Annotated in this window: 22 protein-coding genes; 9 read left to right on the forward strand and 13 right to left on the reverse strand. The window is 60.2% G+C overall.

The annotated features are described in order from the left end of the window. Positions 1 to 20: 20 nt before the first annotated feature. A complete protein-coding gene (gene grxD, locus AC1Q5O_RS08130) occupies positions 21 to 353 on the forward strand; it encodes a Grx4 family monothiol glutaredoxin (RefSeq protein ID WP_105732441.1) in 333 nt (110 codons plus the stop codon). A gap of 140 nt (positions 354 to 493) precedes the next feature. Beyond that, entirely contained in the window at positions 494 to 1,699 is a 1,206-nt protein-coding gene (locus AC1Q5O_RS08135; RefSeq protein WP_223613479.1) for a multidrug effflux MFS transporter, read from the forward strand. Positions 1,700 to 1,708: 9 nt separating this feature from the next. Here the strand turns inward: AC1Q5O_RS08135 and AC1Q5O_RS08140 are convergent, their stop codons facing one another. The 4 genes from AC1Q5O_RS08140 to rpsD form a co-directional block, all read right to left on the reverse strand. Next, positions 1,709 to 2,536, reverse strand: a complete 828-nt coding sequence (locus tag AC1Q5O_RS08140) for an inositol monophosphatase family protein (RefSeq protein ID WP_492562352.1) — start codon at positions 2,534 to 2,536, stop codon at positions 1,709 to 1,711. After that, complete coding sequence (gene ttcA, locus AC1Q5O_RS08145) at positions 2,526 to 3,389, reverse strand: tRNA 2-thiocytidine(32) synthetase TtcA (protein WP_492562353.1); 864 nt, start codon at positions 3,387 to 3,389, stop codon at positions 2,526 to 2,528. The genes AC1Q5O_RS08140 and ttcA overlap by 11 nt, the downstream gene beginning before the upstream one ends. 71 nt (positions 3,390 to 3,460) lie before the next feature. Beyond that, positions 3,461 to 4,390, reverse strand: coding sequence for a glutaminase (locus tag AC1Q5O_RS08150; RefSeq protein ID WP_346305292.1), 930 nt, complete (start codon positions 4,388 to 4,390; stop codon positions 3,461 to 3,463). Between the two features lie 76 nt (positions 4,391 to 4,466). Continuing rightward, positions 4,467 to 5,084, reverse strand: a complete 618-nt coding sequence (rpsD, locus tag AC1Q5O_RS08155) for a 30S ribosomal protein S4 (protein ID WP_105732437.1) — start codon at positions 5,082 to 5,084, stop codon at positions 4,467 to 4,469. A 295-nt stretch (positions 5,085 to 5,379) separates the two neighbouring features. Between rpsD and AC1Q5O_RS08160 the strand changes: the two genes are divergently transcribed. After that, on the forward strand, positions 5,380 to 6,276 hold the full coding sequence (locus AC1Q5O_RS08160; RefSeq protein ID WP_492562354.1) for an extensin-like domain-containing protein: 897 nt from the start codon (positions 5,380 to 5,382) through the stop codon (positions 6,274 to 6,276). A 193-nt stretch (positions 6,277 to 6,469) separates the two neighbouring features. On the opposite strand, the gene AC1Q5O_RS08165 is transcribed toward AC1Q5O_RS08160, so the two are convergent. Further along, a complete protein-coding gene (locus AC1Q5O_RS08165) occupies positions 6,470 to 6,886 on the reverse strand; it encodes a winged helix-turn-helix transcriptional regulator (RefSeq protein ID WP_472460900.1) in 417 nt (138 codons plus the stop codon). Between the two features lie 149 nt (positions 6,887 to 7,035). Between AC1Q5O_RS08165 and AC1Q5O_RS08170 the strand changes: the two genes are divergently transcribed. Together AC1Q5O_RS08170 and AC1Q5O_RS08175 are read left to right on the forward strand one after the other, a co-directional pair. Further along, positions 7,036 to 7,677 (forward strand): NAD(P)-dependent oxidoreductase, encoded by a 642-nt coding sequence (locus AC1Q5O_RS08170; protein ID WP_492562355.1) that lies wholly within the window; start codon positions 7,036 to 7,038, stop codon positions 7,675 to 7,677. A gap of 138 nt (positions 7,678 to 7,815) precedes the next feature. Beyond that, complete coding sequence (locus AC1Q5O_RS08175; RefSeq protein WP_492563115.1) at positions 7,816 to 8,880, forward strand: LLM class flavin-dependent oxidoreductase; 1,065 nt, start codon at positions 7,816 to 7,818, stop codon at positions 8,878 to 8,880. Positions 8,881 to 8,922: 42 nt separating this feature from the next. On the opposite strand, the gene murI is transcribed toward AC1Q5O_RS08175, so the two are convergent. Both murI and AC1Q5O_RS08185 read right to left on the reverse strand, forming a co-directional pair. Next, positions 8,923 to 9,723, reverse strand: a complete 801-nt coding sequence (murI, locus tag AC1Q5O_RS08180) for a glutamate racemase (RefSeq protein WP_288192477.1) — start codon at positions 9,721 to 9,723, stop codon at positions 8,923 to 8,925. After that, the gene (locus AC1Q5O_RS08185; RefSeq protein ID WP_464660978.1) at positions 9,716 to 10,585 is read right to left on the reverse strand and encodes an RNA methyltransferase; all 870 of its coding nucleotides are present in this window, start codon (positions 10,583 to 10,585) and stop codon (positions 9,716 to 9,718) included. The genes murI and AC1Q5O_RS08185 overlap by 8 nt, the downstream gene beginning before the upstream one ends. Positions 10,586 to 10,799: 214 nt before the next feature. Between AC1Q5O_RS08185 and AC1Q5O_RS08190 the strand changes: the two genes are divergently transcribed. Then, entirely contained in the window at positions 10,800 to 12,014 is a 1,215-nt protein-coding gene (locus AC1Q5O_RS08190) for an NADP-dependent isocitrate dehydrogenase (protein WP_223612958.1), read from the forward strand. A 333-nt stretch (positions 12,015 to 12,347) separates the two neighbouring features. Here the strand turns inward: AC1Q5O_RS08190 and AC1Q5O_RS08195 are convergent, their stop codons facing one another. The 3 genes from AC1Q5O_RS08195 to recA all read right to left on the reverse strand — a co-directional run bounded on the left by AC1Q5O_RS08195 (position 12,348) and on the right by recA (position 17,169). Continuing rightward, complete coding sequence (locus AC1Q5O_RS08195) at positions 12,348 to 12,902, reverse strand: hypothetical protein (RefSeq protein ID WP_492562356.1); 555 nt, start codon at positions 12,900 to 12,902, stop codon at positions 12,348 to 12,350. Positions 12,903 to 13,068: 166 nt separating this feature from the next. Beyond that, positions 13,069 to 15,726 carry an alanine--tRNA ligase gene (gene alaS / locus AC1Q5O_RS08200; RefSeq protein ID WP_464660980.1) on the reverse strand — a complete coding sequence of 886 codons (2,658 nt, stop codon included), beginning with the start codon at positions 15,724 to 15,726 and terminating at the stop codon, positions 13,069 to 13,071. 348 nt (positions 15,727 to 16,074) lie between these two features. Beyond that, positions 16,075 to 17,169 carry a recombinase RecA gene (gene recA, locus AC1Q5O_RS08205; protein WP_182549139.1) on the reverse strand — a complete coding sequence of 365 codons (1,095 nt, stop codon included), beginning with the start codon at positions 17,167 to 17,169 and terminating at the stop codon, positions 16,075 to 16,077. A 318-nt stretch (positions 17,170 to 17,487) separates the two neighbouring features. Between recA and AC1Q5O_RS08210 the strand changes: the two genes are divergently transcribed. Next, the gene (locus AC1Q5O_RS08210) at positions 17,488 to 18,438 is read left to right on the forward strand and encodes a carbohydrate kinase family protein (protein ID WP_492562357.1); all 951 of its coding nucleotides are present in this window, start codon (positions 17,488 to 17,490) and stop codon (positions 18,436 to 18,438) included. A 32-nt stretch (positions 18,439 to 18,470) separates the two neighbouring features. Beyond that, a complete protein-coding gene (locus AC1Q5O_RS08215; RefSeq protein WP_223612954.1) occupies positions 18,471 to 19,400 on the forward strand; it encodes a pseudouridine-5'-phosphate glycosidase in 930 nt (309 codons plus the stop codon). On the opposite strand, the gene AC1Q5O_RS08220 is transcribed toward AC1Q5O_RS08215, so the two are convergent. Beyond that, entirely contained in the window at positions 19,393 to 20,052 is a 660-nt protein-coding gene (locus tag AC1Q5O_RS08220; RefSeq protein ID WP_403176163.1) for a YiaD family glycine zipper/OmpA-like lipoprotein, read from the reverse strand. The genes AC1Q5O_RS08215 and AC1Q5O_RS08220 overlap by 8 nt on opposite strands. Before the next feature lie 70 nt (positions 20,053 to 20,122). Continuing rightward, entirely contained in the window at positions 20,123 to 20,647 is a 525-nt protein-coding gene (locus tag AC1Q5O_RS08225) for a GNAT family N-acetyltransferase (RefSeq protein ID WP_492562358.1), read from the reverse strand. A 322-nt stretch (positions 20,648 to 20,969) separates the two neighbouring features. Between AC1Q5O_RS08225 and AC1Q5O_RS08230 the strand changes: the two genes are divergently transcribed. Further along, on the forward strand, positions 20,970 to 21,683 hold the full coding sequence (locus AC1Q5O_RS08230) for an SDR family oxidoreductase (RefSeq protein ID WP_492562359.1): 714 nt from the start codon (positions 20,970 to 20,972) through the stop codon (positions 21,681 to 21,683). Between the two features lie 180 nt (positions 21,684 to 21,863). Here AC1Q5O_RS08230 and AC1Q5O_RS08235 read toward each other — a convergent pair whose 3' ends face one another. Beyond that, on the reverse strand, positions 21,864 to 22,559 hold the full coding sequence (locus tag AC1Q5O_RS08235; protein ID WP_492562360.1) for an ArsR/SmtB family transcription factor: 696 nt from the start codon (positions 22,557 to 22,559) through the stop codon (positions 21,864 to 21,866). Positions 22,560 to 22,562: the final 3 nt, after the last annotated feature.

Here is a 22,562-nt window from a genome sequence, read left to right on the forward strand (position 1 = left end):
TGGTATGAAAGGTTGCCGAAATGAGCGGTATCAATGAATTTATCGACAATGAGGTCAAGAGCAACGACGTCGTCCTTTTCATGAAGGGAACGCCGGGCTTTCCGCAGTGCGGCTTTTCGGGCCAGGTCGTGCAAATTCTTGACTACATCGGCGTCGATTACAAAGGCGTGAATATTCTGACATCCAATGAACTGCGTCAGGGTATCAAGGATTATTCCAACTGGCCGACCATCCCGCAGCTTTATGTGAAGGGCGAATTCGTCGGCGGTTGTGATATCATCCGTGAAATGTTCCAGGCAGGCGAGCTACAAACCCTGCTCAGCGAAAAAGGCATCGCCACCAAGGCGGCCTGACTACGCAACAGTTTCAATCGGTTCCGGGGAAATCCGGAATCATTTTCTCAAGGCGTCGGCTATTCCGACGCCTTTGTCTTTGTTTTGCAGGTCTCATAATGGATACCACCACACCAACGACAGCGCCGCGCCTGATGGGCATGGGCAAGGTCGAATTCATCGGAATGATGGCCATGCTCATGGCGATCAACGCGCTTGCCATCGACATCATGCTGCCCGGCTTGCAGCAGATCGGCGCGAGCCTCGGTGTGACGAATGAAAACCACCGGCAATATGTGATTTCGGCCTATCTGCTGGGCTTCTCGGTATCGCAGCTGTTCTATGGTCCGCTGTCCGATCGCTTCGGCCGCCGCAAGCCGCTTCTGTTCGGCCTGGTTGTCTATGTCATCGCCGCAGCCAGCGCGGCCTTCGTGCCAAGCTTTGCCTCCCTGCTCCTCTTCCGTCTGATCCAGGGTATCGGTTCGGCCGCCACCCGCGTCATCACCATTTCCATCGTCCGTGACGTCTATGGCGGGCGGCAGATGGCCGAAGTCATGTCGCTGATCATGATGGTGTTCATGATCGTACCGGTTATCGCACCGGGCACGGGTCAGGCCGTCATGCTGTTCGGCGACTGGCACCTGATCTTCATGTTCATGGCTGTCGTGGCGGCGGCTGTGACCGTCTGGATGTATTTCCGCCTGCCGGAAACCTTTGATCCAGCCGACCGGCGTCCGTTTACGCTGGCATCGGTTGCGCAGGGCTTCAAGATCGTTCTGACCAACCGGGTGGCGCTTTGCTATACGCTGGCCAGCGCCTTCCTGTTCGGCTCGCTGTTCGGTTTCATCAACTCGGCCCAGCAGATCTATATCGGCATCTATGATCTCGGCATCTGGTTCCCGGTGGCGTTTTCATCCATCGCGATCATGATGGCGTTTTCGTCCTTCGTGAACTCGCGCTTTGTCGGCCGGTTCGGCATGCGCCGCCTGTCGCATGGTGCGCTGATGGGCTTCCTGACGATCAACACGGTCTGGCTGCTCTTGACCATATTCGGTCCGCATCCGACACCGTTCCCGATCTACCTCCTGCTCTTCGCCATGGCGATGTTCCAGTTCGGTTGGATCGGCTCCAACTTCAATGCGCTTGCCATGGAGCCGCTCGGCCACGTCGCCGGCACGGCGTCGTCAGTGCTTGGGTTTATGGGCACGGCAGGCGGCGGTGCCATCGGCGCCATCATCGGCCAGTCCTATGACGGGACAACCCTGCCACTGGTCCTGGGCTTCTTCGTTGTTTCGGTGATCGGCCTGATGTTCGTGCTGATTGCCGAGAAGGGCAAGCTCTTCCATCCCCACAATCCGCGGGTTTAGATCCGCGGATTATTCAGACCAAAGAGTCCGGCGCAAGTCCTGCCAGTTCGCCTTGTCGGGCGCAATCAGCAGGCCGCCGTCCAGATGCCTTGGAAGATAGGCAGAACCATCGAAGCGGGCCGCATGGCCGCCCGCTTCCTGATGGATGAGAACACCGGCCAGATGATCCCACGGCATCAGCTTGTTGAAGATGGCGAAGTGCGCATTGCCCGAAGCAATCAGCCGGTACTCATGCGCGGCACAGCGGAAACCGAACGATGCCTTGCATTTGGCATGGTTACGCGCCAGCGTCGACCGCAGGGGATCGGCGAGGAACTGCCACGAAATCGCACCCAGCATCTCGTTGACCGCTGCTGGCGGCGTGACAGACACTTTCTGCCTGATATCAAAGGCCGAGCGGATGTGGCTGCCCGCCCCTTTGACGCCGATGATCCAGTCCTTGCCGACGGGATCGTGAATGATCCCGGCCACCGTCTCGCCATTGACCACGACCGCAAGCATCACACCGAACAGCGGCACGCCGGTGGCAAAATTATAGGTGCCGTCGACCGGGTCGATGATGAAAGCCAGCGGCGCGTCCTTCAGCTTGCCGAGCAGCGATGCATCGAGTTCGCAGGCTTCCTCCCCCAGCACGAAGGCATCGGGGTAACGCTCGCGCAGACGTTCTGTGATCACCCGCTCCGCACTCGTGTCGGCTTCCGTCACCAGATCAAGCGCCGAGGTCTTCTGCTTGATATCGCCGGTGCCGAGCTGGCGAAAGCGCGGCATGATTTCCTGAACCGCAACGGCGGCAAGCAGATCACTCAACCAATCGACGTCATTGTCATTAAACTGCACTGGCTTCGGCTCCCTGTGTGGCAAGACCGGCAAAGTCAAAGATGCTCCGGTCGAGAAGATGGCTCGGTCGCGTATTGGCAAGCGCGCGGATCATGATTTCCTTGCGGCCCGGCATGCGCTTTTCGATATCGGTCAGCATTGCCTTCATCATGTTGCGCTGCAGGCCGTCCTGACTGCCGCAGAGATCGCAGGGGATGATGGGAAACTGCATGGCGCCGGCAAACTTTTCCAGATCATCCTCGGCGCAGTAGCTGAGCGGCCGCAGCACCATGACATCGCCCTCATCATTGAGCAGTTTCGGCGGCATCGCTGCCAGTCTGCCGCCGTGGAAGAGGTTCATGAAGAAGGTTTCGAGAATGTCCTCGCGGTGATGGCCGAGCACCAGCGCCGAACAGCCCTCTTCCCGCGCCACACGGTAGAGATGGCCGCGCCGCAGACGCGAACAAAGCGAGCAATAGGTCTGGTTTTCCTGCACCTTGTCCGTGACGATCGAATAGGTGTCCTTGTACTCGATACGGTGTTCAATGCCGTTCTTTTCAAGGAATTCAGGCAGGATATGCTTGGGGAAATTCGGCTGTCCCTGATCGAGGTTGCAGGCCAGCAGTTCCACCGGCAGCAGGCCCCGCCATTTCAGATCGAGCAGCAATGCCAAAAGCCCGTAGGAATCCTTGCCGCCGGAAAGCCCGATCAGCCAGCGCTCACCCGGCTTGACCATGGCGAAATCGTCGATGGCCTGCCGCGTATTGCGCAACAGGCGCTTGCGCAGCTTGTTGAACTCGACGCTGGACGGCACCCCGAGAAACATCGGGTGGCAACCGGCTGCATCAGTCAATTCCTGATCGTGAATGGTCATCGTAACACCTCTGGCGCCTTCATTGCCTTGGCTTGAAGGCGAAGGCAAGGGATGATTGCGGCTCAATCACCCTAATGCCCGAACACCGACCAGCCTGTTCTTTGCGCCAGCAGTTCCAGTGCAGCCGAACCAAGCAGTGAATTGCCGTTCTCGTTCAGGCCCGGCGACCAGGCGGCAATCGATGCCTTGCCGGGCGCAATGGCGAGAATACCGCCGCCAACGCCGCTCTTGCCGGGCAGGCCGACGCGATAGGCGAAATCGCCCGAGCCGTCATAGTGCCCGCACATCAGCATCAGCGCATTGATGCGGCGTGCCCGGCCGGATGACACGACACTGCCGCCGCTCAGCGGATTGCGGCCAGCCGAGGCCAGATACAGCCCCGCATGGGCCAGTTGCCGGCAGGACATGGCGATGGCGCAGTGGTGGAAGTAGACGCCGAGCACGTGTTCGGCCGGATGGTTGAGATTGCCGAAGGAGCGCATGAAATTGGCCAGCGCCACATTGCGGTAACCCGTATTGGTCTCCGACCGCGCCACATCGTGATCGATGGCGATGGTCTCGTCATCGGCGAGATAGCGGATGAACTGGACGATTTCGCCGATTGCCTCCTTCGGCAGGTGTCCGGCCAGGACAACATCGGCCACGGCGATCGCTCCGGCATTGATGAACGGATTGCGCGGCTTGCCCTTCTCCTGCTCCAGCTGGACGATGGAATTGAAGGCATTGCCCGAGGGCTCGCGGCCCACGCGCTTCCACAACCCGTCGCCGATCTTGCCGAGCGCCAGCGTCAGCGTGAACACCTTGGAAATGCTCTGGATGGAAAAGGACGTATCCGCATCGCCTGCTGTATGCACCTGACCATCGACGGTGCACAGGGCCAGCCCGAACTGTTTCGGATCGACCGTGGCCAGTTCCGGAATGTAATCCGCCAGCTTGCCCTCGCCGATGCGGCTGGCAAGATCCTGATAGACACTGTCGACGACATCCTGAAGATCGGTCATGCGCGCTCCGGCAAGGGATAAGACAAAAAAAGCCGCCCGGATTTCTCGGGGCGGCTTTTCTTAAACTCAGAACTGATTAACGCGAATAGAATTCGACAACCAGGTTCGGTTCCATCTGTACGGCGTATGGCACATCGGAGAAGGCCGGAACGCGGGTGTACTTGGCAACCATCTTGTTGTGATCAACTTCGAGATATTCAGGAACGTCACGCTCAGCAAGCTGAACGGCTTCCAGAACGATCACGAGCTGCTTCGACTTTTCGCGCACTTCAATCACGTCACCTGCCTTGCAGATGTAGGACTGGATGTTGACGCGGCGGCCGTTGACGTTGACGTGGCCGTGGTTGACGAACTGGCGCGCAGCGAAGATCGTCGGAACGAACTTGGCGCGGTACACCACTGCATCCAGGCGCGACTCGAGCAGGCCGATCAGCTGTTCGCCGGTATCGCCCTTGCGGCGGGCGGCTTCTTCGTAGGTCTTGCGGAACTGCTTTTCCGAGATGTCGCCGTAGAAGCCCTTGAGCTTCTGCTTGGCGCGCAGCTGTACGCCGAAATCGGAAAGCTTGCTCTTGCGGCGCTGGCCGTGCTGGCCGGGACCATATTCACGACGGTTAACCGGGGACTTCGGACGACCCCAGATGTTTTCGCCCATACGGCGATCAATTTTGTACTTGGACGATTCGCGCTTGCTCATCGCATTTCCTTTCAACCAAACACAAATCGAAGCTTGCGCCCCGATTCAAGGAAACGCGCCCTCCTCTGCCTCCTGTTTTTGAAGACTGACAGAATGATTCACGCACGCTTTGCGAAATCACTCACGGGACACGTCAAATGAAACGCAGAGCTGTTAAGCCCTGCGCTGGGGTGGCTTCTAGTGTGAAGGTTTCGCGATGTCAAGCGAGACGGCGCATTTCACGGGTTTATAAAGTTTGAAACCGATCCGGCGCATCAGACGTTAGGCTAGACGCTTAACAGGAGTGGAGCCGGAAATGACCCTATCCTTACAGCAGTCGCGCTGCTCGACATTGATCCTTTTATCCCTCACCGCATGTTTTGCAACAACGGCTTTGCTCGGCACGGCTGACATTGCCGATGCGCGCCAGCGGCGGCATCACAATGCGACCAGCCGGCCCGCGTTACCCGTCGCACCACCGGTCCCGCAAAGCAAACCGGGCAGCGAACCTGCACAAGAAGCGCCCAAACCGGAAGAAAAGCCCGAGGTAAAACCGGTGGAACAGTTTGGCCCGGATCGTCCGGCGGATGCCAAGGCTGATTCAAAGCCGGATGACGAGGACACGGCGGAGAAAGCCGATCCCGCAACATCGCCCGACCGGGTATACCAGAATGCCTGTCCCGCGCTGATGAACGGCGATGTCCAGGGCGAAATCGTCCCGCCGCTTGCCGAAGGCACCTGCGGCGAACGCTCGCCGCTCAGGATCACCGCCATCGGCAAGGACAATCCTGTAAAGTTTGCCGCACCCATCACCACCAACTGCACCATGGCCGGAACGCTCGCCGGCTGGATCGGCGATGTGGAGAAAGCCGCACAGGCATCCTTCGGCGCCGGGATCGCAAGCATTGCAACCGGTTCCGACTACCAGTGCCGCAAGGTCAACAACGGCAATAAGGGCCGCGTATCGGAACACGCTTTTGCCAATGCGCTCGATATCGTTTCATTCAAGTTCACCAACGGCAAAACCACGGAACTCGGCTCCGGCTGGAAAGGCACGCCGGAAGAACAGGACTTCTGGCGCTCGATCCACAAGACGAGCTGCGAGCGGTTCATGACGGTGATCGGACCGGAGGGTGACGCCGCGCATCAGGGCAATCTGCATCTTGATCTCGGCTGCCACGGCAAGGCATGCAAGGCGCGCATCTGCCAGTAGCGGCGGGAGGGTTCGGGGATAGCAATCTGCAAAAACACTATGCGTGGTTCGACAAGCTCACCATGAGGGAAAAAGTGCGTTGCAACGCCAATCGCGAACATTGCAGAAATAACTCCCTGCAATCCACACTCTCCCTCATGGTGAGCTTCCTGAGCTTGTCGAAGGGCGAACCACGCACGGGTTTAACTGCCCTCTAGCTCTGCTGCGCCTCGTCGAAAACCGTGCGGGCTTGCCGCAAATGATCACGATTTTTCACCGCCCAGTCGCCCAGGGCACCGATGGGAACGGCAATCGAATGGCCGATCGGGGTCAGCGCATAGGTGACCTCCGGCGGCGATGTCGGCTTGACGGTGCGCAATACCAAACCGTCACGCTCCAGCGAACGCAGCGTGACCGTCAGCATGCGCTGCGAAATCCCCTCCACCATGCGGCGCAGCACATTGAAGCGGCGCGGACCGTCCTGAAGATTGATGATCACCAGAAGGCTCCAGCTGTCGCCGACAATGTCGAGTACTTCCCGCATCGGGCATCTGCCTGCACTGTCGGCGACCATCGCGGCCGAGGTTGACAGCAGAGGCACATCGCCATCGGGTTTCGCATGTATACTCATCGGATAAAATCTCCAGTGTCTCCAGGCCGGTTACTTCCGTGTTCCCTGAAACGGAAAAAGTGCGTTCTTCACAGGAAGCGACTTCTAGCATAGATGGTTATCAATAGTAACCAGAAAACAAACCGTACCCAAGCACCCAGGAGATCAAAATGAAAATCGCACTGATCGGCGCCACCGGCTTCATTGGCAAGGAACTTCTGCCGGAAGCTGTCTCGCGCGGCCATAGCGTGACAGCGCTCGTTCGCAATGCCGACAAGGTTGAAAAGCGCGAGGGCGTCAAGGCCGTCAAGGCGGATGTGCTCGATGTCGCCGACCTCACTGAAAAGCTGAAGGGCCACGACATCGTACTCTCGGCCTACAATCCGGGCTGGGGCGAGCCTGATATTCAGGCCATTCATATCAAGGCGAGCAAGGCAATCACCGAGGCCGCCAAGCAGGCGGGCGTCAAGCGCCTGATCGTCGTCGGCGGCGCCGGCAGCCTGTTGAATCAGGAAGGCAAGCAATTTGTCGATGGCCCTGATTTTCCTGCCGAATACCGTGAAGGCGCCCTCGGTGCCCGTCAGGCCCTGAACGACCTGAAGACGGAAAACGGTCTGGACTGGAGCTTTGTCTCTCCGCCATTCGCCCTCGTGCCTGGCCCACGCACCGGCACCTACCGGCTTGGCAGGGACAATCCCGTGGTCAACGCCGAAGGCCACAGCACCGTCAGCGTGGCTGACCTTGCCGTCGCCATTCTCGATGAAGCCGGGACGCCAAAACACGTCAGGCAGCGTTTCACCGTCGGATACTGATACCTGATGGCATGACCACACAGCCGCCCCATCCGGGGCGGTTTCCTTTTGGTGCCTCGGCAACCCCAATGTGCGTTCTTCACAAGCAACCGGGCTGTGCTTACCTAAGCAGCAACACAAGACATGAAGGTGAAGATCATGGAACTCGGCATCTATACATTTGCGGGCATGAGCCCTGACCCGACGAGCGGCGTTGCCATCGATGCGCACCAGCGCATGCAGAACCTGCTGGAAGAGATGGAGCTGGCGGATCAGGTTGGCCTCGACGTGTTCGGGATCGGCGAGCATCACCGCCCGGATTTCGTCATTTCCACGCCCGCCGTGGTTCTGGCAGCGGGTGCTGCACGCACCAAGAACATCCGGCTGACCAGCGCCGTGACCGTCTTGAGCTCGGAAGACCCGGTTCGCGTGTTCCAAGAATATGCGACGCTCGACCTGATCTCCTCGGGCCGTGCGGAAATCATGGCGGGGCGCGGCTCGTTCATCGAGTCCTTCCCCCTGTTCGGCTATGACCTCAACGACTACGACGAGCTATTCACGGAAAAGCTCGATCTCCTGTTGAAACTGCGTGCCAGCGAACGCGTGACCTGGAAAGGCAATCTGCGTGCGCCAATCAGCAATCTCGGCGTTTATCCGCGCCCGCTGCAAAACCCGCTGCCCGTATGGATTGCCGTTGGCGGCACCCCCGCTTCGGTCATCCGCGCGGGCACGCTCGGCCTGCCGCTCGCCATTGCCATCATCGGCGGCGAACCGCATCGCTTTGCTCCGCTGGTCGATCTCTACCGTGAAGCCGGGGCAAAGGCCGGTCATGCGCCGGAGACGCTGAAGGTCAGCATCAACTCGCATGGCTATGTCGCCGAGACATCGCAGGCCGCAGCGGATGGCTACTGGCCGTCCTACGAGGTGGTGATGAACAAGATCGGCCGCGAACGCGGCTGGCCGCCAAGCAACCGGGCGCAGTTCGAAGCAGGCCGCACGCCGCGCGGTGCCCTTCTGGTCGGCTCACCGCAGGAAGTCATCGACAAGATCATGCTGCAGCACAGCTACTTCAAGCATGATCGCTTCCTGCTGCAGATCGATCTGGGCAGCCTGCCGCACGGGAACACGCTGAAGGCCATCGAACTGTTCGGAACAAAGGTTGCCCCGGTCATCCGCAAGGAGCTTGGCCAGCCCGTGAAGGCGGAAGAAACGGCATTGGCTTAGAGCCAATGCCGGCGGGGCTTCGGTCCCGCCGTTCACTGAAAATCAAGCCATGGCGAGCCCGAAACCCTGCATCAGGCGCCGGGTGGAAAAGTCGGGATTGCCCGAGGTGAACACGGCGATGTCGTCGCCATGCTCCGGTTCGCTGCCCGCACCGTTTGGCTTGAGCAGCGACAAGGCGCGGCGGGCGATCGCTTCGGCCGGATCGAGCCAATCCACCGGCCACGGCGCAAGGCGACGGAACACATTGGCCAGAAACGGATAATGCGTGCAGGCCAGAACGACGATATCGGTGCGCTTGCCATCCATTTCGACAAAGCACGGCGCGATTTCCGCCTCTATCGCCGCATCGTCGAGATGATCGCCGCGTATATGCGCTTCCGCCATGCGCGCCAGGTTCTGGCTGCCGACCAGCCGCACATGGCATTTCGTGGCGAAGGATTGGATGAGATCACGCGTATAGGCGCGCTTGACGGTGCCCGGCGTTGCCAGAACGGTGATGAGGCCGGACGAGGTGCGCTCTGCCGCCGGTTTGATGGCGGGAACAGTGCCGACAAAAGGCACCGCCGGAAAGGCCCGGCGCAGATCATCCAGCACCAGCGTTGACGCCGTATTGCAGGGAATGATCACGATCTCCGGATCGTATGTGGCAATGAAGCCCTCGAACAGGCCGAGAATGCGGGCGCGCAGCGGCTCTTCATCCCAGTCGCCATAGGGGAAACCGGCATCGTCGGCGATATAGACAAAGCGCCGGTCGGGGATCAGCACCCGCGCCTCGCGCAGGACGGTCAAGCCGCCAATGCCGCTGTCAAACGCAATGATCGGCCGGTCCGCTGTGTCATTCATCGCCTGGTATGTCCTCGCGTCCCGCTGGCTTGGCGGCCGTTTTCCTGGCCGCCGGCTTTTCCCGCTTGCGCCCTTCCGGTGCACCGGAGCCGCGCGGCGTCTTCGGGCTGAAATAATCCAGCGAGACAACGACACCGCGCAACAGCTTCAGTTCCGAGTCGGAAAAACCGGCACGGGTCAGCACGCCGCGCAGATTGTTGACCATGATTTCCTTGCGCGCCATGGGCCGGAAATAGCCGCGCGCCTGCAGCGCGTCTTCCAGATGGTTGAAAAAGCCCTGCAGCTGTTCCTTCGGCGCGGGCTCGAGTTCGGGACCACGAAAGGCCGTGTCCGTTTCCTTCTCCAACCCTGACTTCATCCACTCATAGGACATGAGCAAAACCGCCTGTGCGATGTTCAGCGACGAAAATGCCGGGTTGACCGGAAATGTCACCAGCTCATCGGCGAGGCTGACTTCGTCATTATTGAGGCCGAAGCGCTCACGCCCGAAAAGAATCCCGGTTTTCTCGCCCCGGTTGAAGCGCTGGCGCAGTGTCTGCCCCGCCTCGACGGGTCCGCGCACCTGCTTGAAGGCATCGCGTTCCCGCGCCGTCGTCGCGTAGACGAAATGCAGATCCTCGATAGCCGACGGCAGATCGTCATAGACCTTCGCCCCGTCGATGATGTGGTCGGCACGGCTTGCGGCGGAGCGTGCCTTGTCGTTGGGAAATTCCTCGCGCGGCTTGACGAGGCGCAGTTCCGCCAGCCCGAAATTGGCCATGGCCCGCGCCACCATGCCGATATTCTCCGGCAATTGCGGCTCGACCAGGATGATCGCCGGCCCTTCGGCAATGAGTGTGCGCTGTCTGTCTGTACCTGCCATGATCAATCCATTGTGAATGCCGCCCTCATACAACGCGTTTTTTCAGCGGGCAATCGTGCATCGGGCCTATGCCCGGCTCATATTCCGCCAAGATTGCGATTAAACACTTAAAGCCAGTCTTTGCGTTCTGGTTTGCGAGTGCTATAGGGGCGCGAACCCTCAATGAAAACCGATGCTGGCATTCCCAGACCAGTAATAAAGAGGCTGATTATTCATGGCAAAGATCAAGGTTGCAAACCCGGTCGTCGAACTTGACGGCGACGAGATGACCCGCATCATCTGGCAGTATATCAAAGACAAGCTGATCCATCCCTATCTCGACATCGACCTGAAGTATTACGATCTGGGTATCGAACATCGCGATGCGACCGACGATCAGGTGACCATCGATGCGGCGAATGCAATCAAGCAGTATGGCGTCGGCGTCAAGTGCGCCACCATCACGCCGGACGAGCAGCGCGTTGAGGAATTCGGCCTGAAGAAGATGTGGAAGTCGCCCAACGGCACGATCCGCAACATTCTCGGCGGCGTTATCTTCCGCGAACCGATCATTGCCAAGAACGTTCCCCGTCTGGTTCCCGGCTGGACCCAGCCGATCATCGTTGGCCGCCATGCCTTCGGCGATCAGTACCGCGCCACCGATTTCCGGTTCCCCGGCAAGGGCAAGCTGTCGATCAAGTTTGTCGGCGAAGATGGCAAGACCATCGAACATGACGTCTATGATGCGCCAAGCGCCGGCGTTGCCATGGCCATGTACAATCTGGATGATTCCATCCGCGACTTTGCCCGCGCCTCGCTCAACTATGCCTATAACCGCGGCGTCCCCTGCTATCTGTCGACCAAGAACACCATCCTCAAGGCCTATGACGGCCGCTTCAAAGACATTTTCCAGGACGTGTTCGACGCCGAGTTCAAGGACAAGTTCGCCGAGAAGAAGATCACCTATGAGCATCGCCTGATCGATGACATGGTTGCCTCGGCGCTGAAGTGGTCCGGCGGCTATGTCTGGGCCTGCAAGAACTATGACGGCGACGTGCAGTCCGACATCGTGGCACAGGGCTTTGGCTCGCTCGGCCTGATGACCTCCGTGCTGATGACGCCGGATGGCCAGACGGTGGAAGCGGAAGCCGCCCACGGCACCGTGACACGTCACTACCGCCAGCACCAGAAGGGCGAGGAAACCTCGACCAACTCCATCGCCTCGATCTTCGCCTGGACGCGTGGCCTTGCCCACCGCGCCAAGCTCGACGGCAATACCGAACTCGACCGCTTTGCCAACACGCTGGAAAAGGTCTGCGTCGATACGGTTGAATCCGGTTACATGACCAAGGATCTGGCGCTGCTGATCGGTCCGGACCAGCCCTGGCTGTCCACCACGGGTTTCCTCGACAAGATCGACGAGAACCTGCGCAAGGCCATGGCTGCCTGATCTGGGGCTGCCTGATCAGGCATCGCCATCGAACAACACAAGCCCCGGTTCGCCGGGGCTTTTCTTTGATCGCCTGGCCTTCCGACAGGTTCGTTCCTCTCCCCAGCTTTCCCGGCGGGTCCCTCTCCCTGCGGTTTGCCGATCCGGAAGCCCTTTTCACAGAATCTCCGGCTTGCCGGATTCCTCATCCGATCATCCGGCTATCCCGCAGTTTCTTTCGCCGTTATCCTGATCAGCCGATCTCCTAATCTCCCCATCCCTCGCTGCCCATCCGCCGAAATCGCCTCCTGTTTACTGCACCAAGCGATACCGCAAGCCGAGGTTTACGCGGCACTAGTCGTCGTCAATATTCGTGTCCTCGTCGGCAGGCGCCTGCGCTTTTGCCGGTGGCGCACTGTTTGCGGCCGTGGACGGCAGCTTCATGCTCGATTTGAGATCCAATACCCTGCGGAAGGCATGGGCCGGAATCCTGCCGACAATTTTCCCGGCCTTGCCCGCCAGTTCAAAGTCGAGCCCCTTCGTGGCCGCGGCAACAAAATCGGCCTCATCCATGGCCACCACGCCGGTTTCCTCGCGTGTGGGCAGGCAAGGCCGAAAGAAACAGGCCGCCCGTCTGCTCACTCCCCTTTCGAACCGCATCTGCCGGCCATAGCTCCAGGCCTGGGAGAGGTGACTTTTGCCCTGGCCGGTATAAAGCGTCTTGAATCCATATCCCACGGTGGTCGAATAGTAGGGCTGCGCGTTCAGCGACATGAACAGATCCAGATAGGCCAGGACATCCGGCCCGAAGGCCGTATCGCTGCGCATGTGAACATCCTTGACGACCCGCGAGGTCTGGCAGGAAACAAGCAGCACCGCGGCGAACAGAAGAGCCAATATTGTCTTCACGACGGTTCTCGAAATGAATTGCTAAAAACAGTTTTTGAAAATGCGAAACAAAATTGCGATGCAGCAAAAATACCGGAAAATCAATCTCTTGCCCACCCAGCAATTAGTATGAGCGGGTGGCATTTCCGGCCGCATCACGCTGCAGCCGGAAATACGATGCCTGGTGTCAGCCGGCGAGCGCGTCGCGCACGGCAGCCACGGCAGCCTCGGCCTTGGAGCCGTCGGGACCGCCGGCCTGCGCCATATCGGGACGGCCGCCGCCGCCGGCACCGCCGAGCGCGGCGGACGCGATCTTGACCAGATCGACGGCGCTGAACGTGCCGACGAGATCGTCGGTGACGCCGACGACCGCGCTGGCCTTGCCGTCTTCCGAGACGCCGATGAACGTCACGATGCCGGAGCCGACGGTCTTCTTGGCATCGTCGGCCAGCGGCTTCAGGTCACGCGGATTGACGCCGGTGACCACCTTGCCGATGAAGCCGACACCATTGACCGTTTCGGACTGCGCGGCGCCATTGCCGGAGCCGCCAAGCGCCAATTGCTTGCGCGCCTCGGTGAGTTCGCGTTCCAGCTTGCGGCGCTCATCCAGCAGCGCCGTCACACGCGCCAGCGCGTCGGCAGGCGTGGACTTCAACGCACCGGCAATCGCCTTGACCCGGTCGTCCTGTTCTTCGAGGTAGCGGCGCGCGGCTTCGCCGGTCAGCGCCTCCATGCGGCGCACACCCGCCGCCACGGCGCTTTCCGAGACAATGCGGATCAGGCCGATATCGCCGGTGGCGCGCACATGCGTGCCGCCGCACAGTTCCGTCGAATAGCTCTTGCCCGATTTCTCGCCATGCAGCGCCGTTCCCATGGAAACCACGCGCACTTCATCGCCATACTTCTCACCGAACAGCGCCATGGCGCCTTCCGCGATGGCATCGTCAACCGCCATCAGGCGGGTGCTGACCGGTGCGTTCTGCAGGACGATTTCATTGGCGAGGTCTTCGATGACGGCCAGTTCCTTGTCCGAAATCGGCTTCGGATGGGAAAAATCGAAACGCAGGCGATCCGGCGCAACGAGCGAGCCCTTCTGCGCGACATGGGTGCCAAGGGTTTCGCGCAGCGCCTCATGCAGCAGATGCGTCGCCGAGTGATTGGAGCGGATACGCGTGCGGCGCCCGCTGTCGACCGTCAGCTCCACCGGAACATCCAGCTTCACCGTGCCCTTGAGCACCTTGCCCAGATGCACGAACACGCCGTCATTCTTCTTCTGCGTGTCGGTGACAACAACGGTGAAGCCGTCACCGGAAATGATGCCGGTATCGCCCTGCTGGCCGCCGGACTCGGCATAGAACGGTGTCTGGTTGACCACGAGGGCAATGGCCTCGCCTTCCCCAGCGCTATCCACCTGCGCACCGTCCTGCACCAGCGCGGTGATGACGCCTTCGGCCTTTTCCGTCTCGTAGCCGAGGAATTCGGTAGCGCCGACCTTGTCGCGCACCGCGAACCAGACCGTTTCTGTCGCTGCATCGCCCGAACCGGACCAATGGGCGCGGGCTTCCGCCTTCTGCCGCTCCATCGCCGCCGCAAAAGCATCGGTATCGACAGCGATACCGCGCTGGCGCAGCGCATCCTGGGTGAGATCCAGCGGGAAACCGAAGGTGTCATAGAGCTTGAACGCGGTTTCGCCGTCGAGCCGATCGCCTTCGCCAAGACCTTCCGTGGCATCGCTCAGCAGGCCGAGGCCGCGGTCCAGTGTCTTGCGGAACCGGGTTTCCTCGAGCTTCAGCGTTTCGGAAATCAGCGATTCCGCGCGGATCAGTTCCGGATAGGCCTGGCCCATCTCGCGGATCAGTGCCGGCAACAGGCGCCACATCAGCGGCTCCTTGGCACCCAGCAGCTGCGCATGACGCATGGCGCGGCGCATGATGCGGCGCAGCACATAGCCGCGGCCTTCATTCGACGGCAGCACGCCATCGGCAATCAGGAAGCTCGATGAGCGCAAATGATCGGCGATCACCCGGTGGCTGGCGCGGAATTTTCCTTCCGCCTTGACGCCGGTCGCATCTTCCGACGCGCGGATAAGCGCCCGGAACAGGTCGATATCGTAATTGTCATGTTCGCCCTGCAGCACCGCCGCCAGGCGCTCCAGCCCCATGCCCGTATCAATCGACGGACGCGGCAACTCGATGCGCTCCTCCTTGGTGATCTGCTCGAACTGCATGAACACAAGGTTCCAGATCTCGATGAAGCGGTCGCCATCCTCGTTGGCGCTGCCGGGAGGGCCGCCCCAGATGTCTTCGCCATGGTCGTAGAAAATTTCCGAGCACGGGCCGCACGGGCCGGTATCGCCCATCGCCCAGAAATTGTCGCTGGTGGCGATACGGATGATGCGGTCATCGGACAGGCCGGCAATCTTCTTCCAGAATCCGGCAGCCGCATCGTCCGTATGATAGACGGTGACGAGCAGCTTGTTCCTGTCGAGGCCATATTCCTTGGTGATCAGGTTCCAGGCGAGGCTGATCGCCTCTTCCTTGAAGTAATCGCCGAAGGAGAAATTGCCGAGCATTTCAAAGAAGGTGTGATGGCGGGCGGTATAGCCGACATTGTCCAGGTCATTGTGCTTGCCGCCGGCGCGCACGCATTTCTGCGACGTCGTGGCCCGGCTGTAGGGCCGCTGCTCCAGACCGGTGAAAACATTCTTGAACTGCACCATGCCGGCATTGGTGAACATCAGCGTCGGGTCGTTGCGCGGCACCAGCGGGCTCGACGCCACGATCTCATGGCCGTTCTTCTTGAAATAGTTCAGAAATGTCGACCGGATTTCGTTGACGCCACTCATGTGCATTGCCTTCTGACTTGTCTCTAACCAAAGCGAAATAGCCCCTTTCTGCAACAAAGGGCGGAACGCAACGCTTGTAGCGATGCGACCGCGGCCTGTCCAGAAAATCCCTGTGATAATAGGCTCCGCTTATGAACAGCACAGTCTTCGAATGCGTATGCTCTCCCTCATGCTGAGCTTGTCGAAGCACGCAGAGCGGTTGTGCGTGCTTCGACAAGCTCAGCATGAGAGAAGTTAGCCCCAATATGAAAGACGGTCTTACAGCGTGAGAGCATTTTAAAAGAAAACCCGCATCCGGCAGCCGGATACGGGTTTGAATTGCAGACCGGAACGGTCCGTCCTGGGAGATCAGCCTTCGGCGGCCTCGGGTCCGTCATTGTCCTCGACATCGTCCGGGCCCTTGTCCAGCATCTGCTCGGCAATCAGACCGGCATTCTGGCGCAGGACCAGCTCGATCTCATTGGCGACTTCTGGATTGTCCTTGAGGAAGAGTTTTGCATTGTCGCGGCCCTGCCCCAGACGCTGGGAATTGTAGGAGAACCACGAACCCGACTTTTCAACGATACCCGCCTTGACGCCGAGATCGACCAGTTCGCCGGTCTTGGAAACGCCTTCGCCATACATGATGTCGAATTCGACCTGCTTGAAGGGCGGCGCAAGCTTGTTCTTGACCACCTTGACGCGGGTCTGGTTGCCGACCACCTCGTCACGTTCCTTCAGCGCACCGATGCGGCGGATATCGAGACGCACCGAAGCATAGAATTTCAGCGCATTGCCGCCCGTCGTGGTTTCAGGCGAACCGAACATCACGCCGATCTTCATGCGGATCTGGTTGATGAAGATGACCATGCAGTTGGAACGGGAAATGGATGCGGTCAGCTTGCGCAGCGCCTGGCTCATCAGGCGGGCCTGCAGGCCGGGGAGAGAATCGCCCATCTCGCCTTCGATTTCCGCACGCGGGGTCAAAGCGGCAACGGAATCGACCACCAGAACATCGATCGCACCGGAACGCACCAGCGTGTCGGTGATCTCCAGCGCCTGCTCGCCCGTATCGGGCTGCGAGATCAGAAGGTTCTCCAGATCCACGCCCAGCTTGCGGGCATAGACCGGGTCCAGCGCATGTTCCGCATCGACAAAGGCGCAGATGCCGCCCTTCTTCTGGGCTTCCGCAATCGTATGCAGCGCCAAGGTTGTCTTACCCGAGCTTTCCGGCCCGTAAATCTCGACAATGCGGCCTTTCGGCAGACCGCCAACGCCAAGGGCTATATCCAGGGAAAGCGACCCGGTCGAAACCGTCTCAATTTCCACAACCTGCTCATTGCGTCCAAGCCGCATGATCGAACCCTTACCAAAGGCTCTCTCGATCTGTGACAATGCCGCATCCAGCGCTTTCGTTTTATCCACCGAATTACCCTCAACTAACCGCAAAGAATTTTGAGCCATGTTACACCACCCCTGTGCTATCCATGAAGCCCGGATGCTCCGGCCTTTGAAGATATTTGTATCTGTTTTGTTCTCATTTGGCAATATGCACAAACCATTGAAAAACAATAATAACACAAAAATGTTCTTAAAATGTTCCGGAAGTTGGCTGCCTGCGCTTGTCCACATGTTCCTCATGTTCGGGCCGCATGAACGGGAAAACCGCGGCCGGCAAATTCGAATCGTTGCGGCGATTGCGTCAGGCCAGCAGGCCATCTAGAGAAGGAAAGGACCAAGTGTCTTGCAACCGATCATTTTGTTCAGCAAAAGCCACCAACCATGACTCAGGATTACACACCGCTGCTGTTTGCTGTCGGCGGCGCCCATATGGACCGGCGCGGCCAGAGCAGCGTTCCCTTCATTCCCGGCGCGTCCAACCCCGGCATCATGCGCGAAGAGCCCGGCGGCGGCGTGTTCAATGCTTTGCGCCTTGCCGTGCGGCGCGGGGTACGGGCTGAAATGCTGTCGGTGCGCGGCGGCGACCGGGTTGGCGATGTCATCGCCACCGCCTTTGAGGCCGCCGGAATCAAGGACAGTTCCGCCGTGTTCATCGACCGGGCAACCCCGAGCTATACGGCGATCCTCGATGAACAGGGCGATGTGGTTGCGGCCATTGCCGACATGGCGCTGTATGAACTCGCCCTGCCCCGGCAGCTCAGGCGGCGCAAGGTGCGCGATTCCATCGATGCCGCCGATGCGGTTTTCGGCGATGCCAATCTGCCGTCGGAAGCGTTGCAGAAACTGGCGGAGCTTGCCGGCGGCAAACCGCTCTATGCGCTGGCGATTTCCCCGGCCAAGGCGGTGCGGTTGCGGCCGGTTCTCGGCGATCTCGCCTGCCTGTTCCTCAACCGGCGTGAAGCCTTTGCGCTGACGGGACTGGGCGCCGATGCCAGCCTGCCCGATCTGCACCGTGCCCTGACGGCAGAGGGTCTGCACACTGCCGTTGTCAGCAATGGCGGGCAGGCTGCGCTGGTCTATTCCAGCGGCGGTGCATTCTCCCTGCTTCCGCCCGCGCTGACCGGTATTGCCGATGTGACCGGCGCGGGTGATGCGCTGGCCGGCGGCACCATATCGGCGCTGATGCGCGGCCTTCCCCTCGCGCAAGCCGTGCGCGAAGGCTTTGCCGCCTCGGCGCTGACACTGCAAACCCATTCGGCAACGCCGATCTTCACATCCAGGATTTTCGACGCGGCCCTCGCGACCATACCGGAGGCCATCCCGCTCGCATGAGCCAACGGCCTGATACGACAAAGGAAAGAACCATGACCACAACAGCCCTCAACCCGTTCACCGACATTGCACCGGAGGTGCAGAAAGCACTTGCCGCCGGGCAGCCGGTGGTGGCGCTGGAAAGCACGATCATCACCCACGGCATGCCCTACCCGGACAACAGCCGCATGGCCGCCGATGTCGAGACGATCATCCGCGATGGCGGCGCCGTCCCGGCAACCATCGCCATTATCGATGGCCGCCTGAAGATCGGCATTTCGGCTGAGGAACGCGAGGCGCTGGCGCAGGTCAAGGGCGCCATGAAGCTGTCGCGCGCCGATCTGGCGTTTGCGCTGTCGGAAGGCCGCACCGGCGGCACCACCGTTGCCGCCACCATGCTGGCCGCACACATGGCCGGCATCAAGGTGTTTGCCACGGGCGGCATCGGCGGCGTGCACATGGGCGCGGAGACCAGTTTCGACATATCGGCCGATCTGGAAGAATTGGGCCGCACCCCGGTGATCGTCGTCTCGGCGGGCGCCAAAGCGATTCTGGATATTGAAAAGACGCTGGAAGTGCTTGAAACCAAAGGCGTACCCGTTGTGGTGCATGGAGCGGATGTTCTGCCGGCCTTCTGGTCGCGCCAGTCGCATCTCAAGGCCCCCTTGCGTCTCGACACGCCGGAAGCCATCGCCAGGTTCCAGGCAACGCGCAGCGCCATCGGCGTCAACGGCGGCATGCTGATCGCCAACCCGATTCCGCTGGAAAGCGAAATTCCGGCCGACATCATGGGCGGATACATCCGTGAAGCCCTGTCGCGCGCCACAAAAAATGGCATCACGGGCAAGGCCGTAACGCCATATCTTCTTTCGGAAATTCTCGACATCACCAAGGGCGAAAGCCTGAAGGCGAATATCGCCCTGGTGGAAAACAATGCACGCCTTGCAGCGCGCATTGCTGTCGCGCTGACACTGGTCAGGTAAGCGGCGAAATCTGCAGTTCGACGCGGCGATTCTGCGACCGGCCGGCTTCCGAATTGTTGGAAGCAATCGGCCGGTCCATGCCCAAGCCGCGAACGGAGAAACGCCGGTTGTCGATGCCCTGCTGGGTCAGGTAGTTCGAAACGGACAGGGCCCGGCGCTCGGACAGGAGCTGGTTGTACTGCTGGCCGCCGACATTGTCCGTATGGCCATAGACATCGATGATGCTCCGGTCGAACTTGCGCAGCACCACTGCAACCGAATTCAGCGTAGCAAAGAACTGCGGCTTCACCGCATCCTGATCAGTGGCGAACGTGATGTTTGACGGCATGTTCAGGATGATCTGGTCGCCGTTACGGGTCACCGATACGCCGGTGCCCTGCAGCTGGGCCCGAAGTTCCGATTCCTGGCGGTCCATGTAATTGCCGACGGCACCGCCGGCCAAGGCGCCGATACCGGCACCGATCAGCGCCGCGTTGCGGCCGGATTTGCCACCGCCGCCAACGGCGAGACCACCCAGCGCGCCAACCGCTGCGCCGATTGCCGCGCCACCGGCCGTATTCGATATTTTTTGCTCGCCGGTATAGGGATCGGTGGTGGTGCAACCGGCCAAAAACGTCGCGGCAAGACAGCCGATGGCAAACTTCTTGATCATGGAATCAGGTCCCCGTTGGAAATGTAGCGAAATATAGCATCGAATACGGCAAAATATGGAAAGCAAACGGCTAAATCAGCCGTAGCCGCGCCATGGCCAGGGCATCGACAAATCGCCCGTTCTTGAAGGCATAATCCCGGTGCACGCCTTCCCGCTCGAAGCCGCATTTTTCGTAGAGACCGATGGCTTTGACATTGTCGGCATGGACCGTCAATTCCAGGCGCCGGATGTTGAGCCAGTTGTCCGCCGCATCGATCAGGGCAAGCAGCAGCGCCTTGCCGATGCCGCGCCCGGTGAAAGCGTCATGCACGCCGAGCCCGAGATGCGCCGTATGGGCCCGCCTGCCATCGGAGCGATGCAGGCCCGCGTGGCCAACGATCTGCTGATCGATCTCGGCTACGATGCTTGTCGTCCCCGCGCCCAGACTTTCGAGCCATTTGCGGGTCTGCTCCGCACTTTGAAAGGGCAAACGCAGCGTACCGGCACGAAAACCGGGTAAATTGGTCAATGCGTTGATCTGTTCAAAATCGGCAACACGCGCCGCCCGGATCGAGAATGCGCTATCGTGGGGTGGTGATAAAGGTTGGTCTTGCATCTTGCTCTCCGTTTGTTCGAGGAGAGCGAAGGTCAGACCCTGCTCGCCTCGTGGCAGGGTCTGGTGAAAGATCGCGTCGACGTCAGCGCAACAGCTCTCCACCACCCCTGAAAAGGAGTGCGGTGTACAGCATCACGATATTCGAACGACGGATCATGCCGCCATCTTTCACCACAATATCAGTGATTTCAAGAGAGTTTCTGATTCAAAACCTGATCCCGGTTCAAAAATTTTGACTGATATGCCGGGCGGAATTCGTTTGCGCCGCCGGTTTTATTCCAACATGCTCCGCCGCACCCAAACGACATCGACAGGATTTCGCATGACTGAGACCTCACAATCACCCGTAGCAATCATCACCGGCGGCGGACGCGGCATGGGCGCAGGCATCGCCCGCGAGCTGCACGCCAGAGGCTACCGGCTCGGCCTGATGTCGCCATCCGGCAGCGCCATCGAGCTGGCAGCGGAATTGGGTGCAATCGGCATCAAGGGTTCGGCTGGAGAAGCCAAGGATCTGGAAACGCTCGTCGCCAGGACAGCGGAAGCCTATGGGCGCATCGACGCCGTGGTCAACCATACGGGCCATCCGCCGAAGGGTGACCTCATCGACATCACCGACGAGAAATGGGCGCTTGGCAATGATCTGATGGTGCTGAGCGTCGTGCGCATGGCGCGGCTCGTCACACCCTATATGCTGAAGCAGGGCAAAGGCGCCTGGGTGAACATCACCACCTTTGCCGCCTTCGAGCCAAGTCTCGTCTTCCCGGTGTCCTGCGCCTATCGCGCCGCCGTCGGCGCCTATACAAAACTCTACGCGGATCGCTACGCCGCCGACAATATCCGCATGAATGCGGTGCTGCCAGGCTTTATCGACAGCCTCGATCATAAGCCGGGCACCGAGAGCGGTATCCCGATGAAGCGCCTCGGCACCATGAACGAGATCGCCAAGACAACCGCGTTCCTGCTGTCGGACGATGCGGGCTACATCACCGGGCAGAACATTCGCGTGGATGGCGGGATCACCAAGCACGTCTAGACAGCGTTAAGGGCAGCACATCGAAGGCTGCCCTGCCATATGGTGCGTGGTTCGACAAGCTCACCATGAGGGATGGAGTAGGTTGCAGGGAGCTAATCCTGCAATGCTTCCTAGTAGCCTTGCAGCCAAACCACTTCCCTCATGGTGAGCTTGTCGAACCACGCACCTCTTAATCCCGATCTACACCAGGTTGACGCCGAGGGCTTCACGCAGATGCCGCTGGCCATTCGGCGTCACGGATACGGCGCGCGTGCCGTCAACGCGCCGGATCCACCCCTTGTCGAAGCAGTGGCTGCACAATGCGGCGCCGATGGCACCGGCCAGATGCGGGCGCCGCTCGCTCCAGTCAAGACAGGGGCGGCACAGGATGCGCCCCTTCTTCTGATGGATCGAACCGACATCCATGCCCAGCCTGTCGAAAAGCGACAGGCCGCTATCCGTCAGTTCACCCGCATCGAGCCCGAGTTCCAGATGCCCGGCCCCGACGAGCGCATCGGTGATCGACACACCGAGCTTTCCCGCCAGGTGGTCATAGCAGGTGCGCCCGGCCCGCAATGCGGCATCGCGCGGCCCGGTGCGCACGGTCTTGCTGGGTGTGCCGGGTGTTGCAATCTGCATGATGCTTTCGATCATTTGCGCAACCGCTGGTGATGCCAGCCGGTGATAGCGGTGCCTGCCCTGCTTTTCCACCTGCAGAAGCCCGGCCTCCGTCATGCGCGTGAGATGGCTGCTGGCCGTCTGCGCCGTAATCCCTGCAAGCTGCGCCAGTTCGCCCGCGGTCAGCGCCCGTCCATCCATCAGGCCCGTGAGCATGCTGGCGCGGCCGGGATCTCCGGCCAGAGCGGCGATTTCGGCAAATCTGGCGGTGTTCGACATGGC

The sequence above is a fragment of the Phyllobacterium sp. MT110 genome (genome assembly GCF_058792715.1).

Coding starts and splice junctions, on each gene's coding strand:
- grxD (WP_105732441.1), top strand. CDS start 21: ATGAGCGGTATCAATGAATTTATCGACAATGAGGTCAAGAGCAACGAC.
- AC1Q5O_RS08135 (WP_223613479.1), top strand. CDS start 494: ATGGGCAAGGTCGAATTCATCGGAATGATGGCCATGCTCATGGCGATC.
- ttcA (WP_492562353.1), bottom strand. CDS start 3,389: ATGACCATTCACGATCAGGAATTGACTGATGCAGCCGGTTGCCACCCG.
- AC1Q5O_RS08150 (WP_346305292.1), bottom strand. CDS start 4,390: ATGACCGATCTTCAGGATGTCGTCGACAGTGTCTATCAGGATCTTGCC.
- rpsD (WP_105732437.1), bottom strand. CDS start 5,084: ATGAGCAAGCGCGAATCGTCCAAGTACAAAATTGATCGCCGTATGGGC.
- AC1Q5O_RS08160 (WP_492562354.1), top strand. CDS start 5,380: ATGACCCTATCCTTACAGCAGTCGCGCTGCTCGACATTGATCCTTTTA.
- AC1Q5O_RS08165 (WP_472460900.1), bottom strand. CDS start 6,886: ATGAGTATACATGCGAAACCCGATGGCGATGTGCCTCTGCTGTCAACC.
- AC1Q5O_RS08170 (WP_492562355.1), top strand. CDS start 7,036: ATGAAAATCGCACTGATCGGCGCCACCGGCTTCATTGGCAAGGAACTT.
- AC1Q5O_RS08175 (WP_492563115.1), top strand. CDS start 7,816: ATGGAACTCGGCATCTATACATTTGCGGGCATGAGCCCTGACCCGACG.
- murI (WP_288192477.1), bottom strand. CDS start 9,723: ATGAATGACACAGCGGACCGGCCGATCATTGCGTTTGACAGCGGCATT.
- AC1Q5O_RS08185 (WP_464660978.1), bottom strand. CDS start 10,585: ATGGCAGGTACAGACAGACAGCGCACACTCATTGCCGAAGGGCCGGCG.
- AC1Q5O_RS08190 (WP_223612958.1), top strand. CDS start 10,800: ATGGCAAAGATCAAGGTTGCAAACCCGGTCGTCGAACTTGACGGCGAC.
- alaS (WP_464660980.1), bottom strand. CDS start 15,726: ATGAGTGGCGTCAACGAAATCCGGTCGACATTTCTGAACTATTTCAAG.
- recA (WP_182549139.1), bottom strand. CDS start 17,169: ATGGCTCAAAATTCTTTGCGGTTAGTTGAGGGTAATTCGGTGGATAAA.
- AC1Q5O_RS08210 (WP_492562357.1), top strand. CDS start 17,488: ATGACTCAGGATTACACACCGCTGCTGTTTGCTGTCGGCGGCGCCCAT.
- AC1Q5O_RS08215 (WP_223612954.1), top strand. CDS start 18,471: ATGACCACAACAGCCCTCAACCCGTTCACCGACATTGCACCGGAGGTG.
- AC1Q5O_RS08220 (WP_403176163.1), bottom strand. CDS start 20,052: ATGATCAAGAAGTTTGCCATCGGCTGTCTTGCCGCGACGTTTTTGGCC.
- AC1Q5O_RS08225 (WP_492562358.1), bottom strand. CDS start 20,647: ATGCAAGACCAACCTTTATCACCACCCCACGATAGCGCATTCTCGATC.
- AC1Q5O_RS08230 (WP_492562359.1), top strand. CDS start 20,970: ATGACTGAGACCTCACAATCACCCGTAGCAATCATCACCGGCGGCGGA.
- AC1Q5O_RS08235 (WP_492562360.1), bottom strand. CDS start 22,559: ATGTCGAACACCGCCAGATTTGCCGAAATCGCCGCTCTGGCCGGAGAT.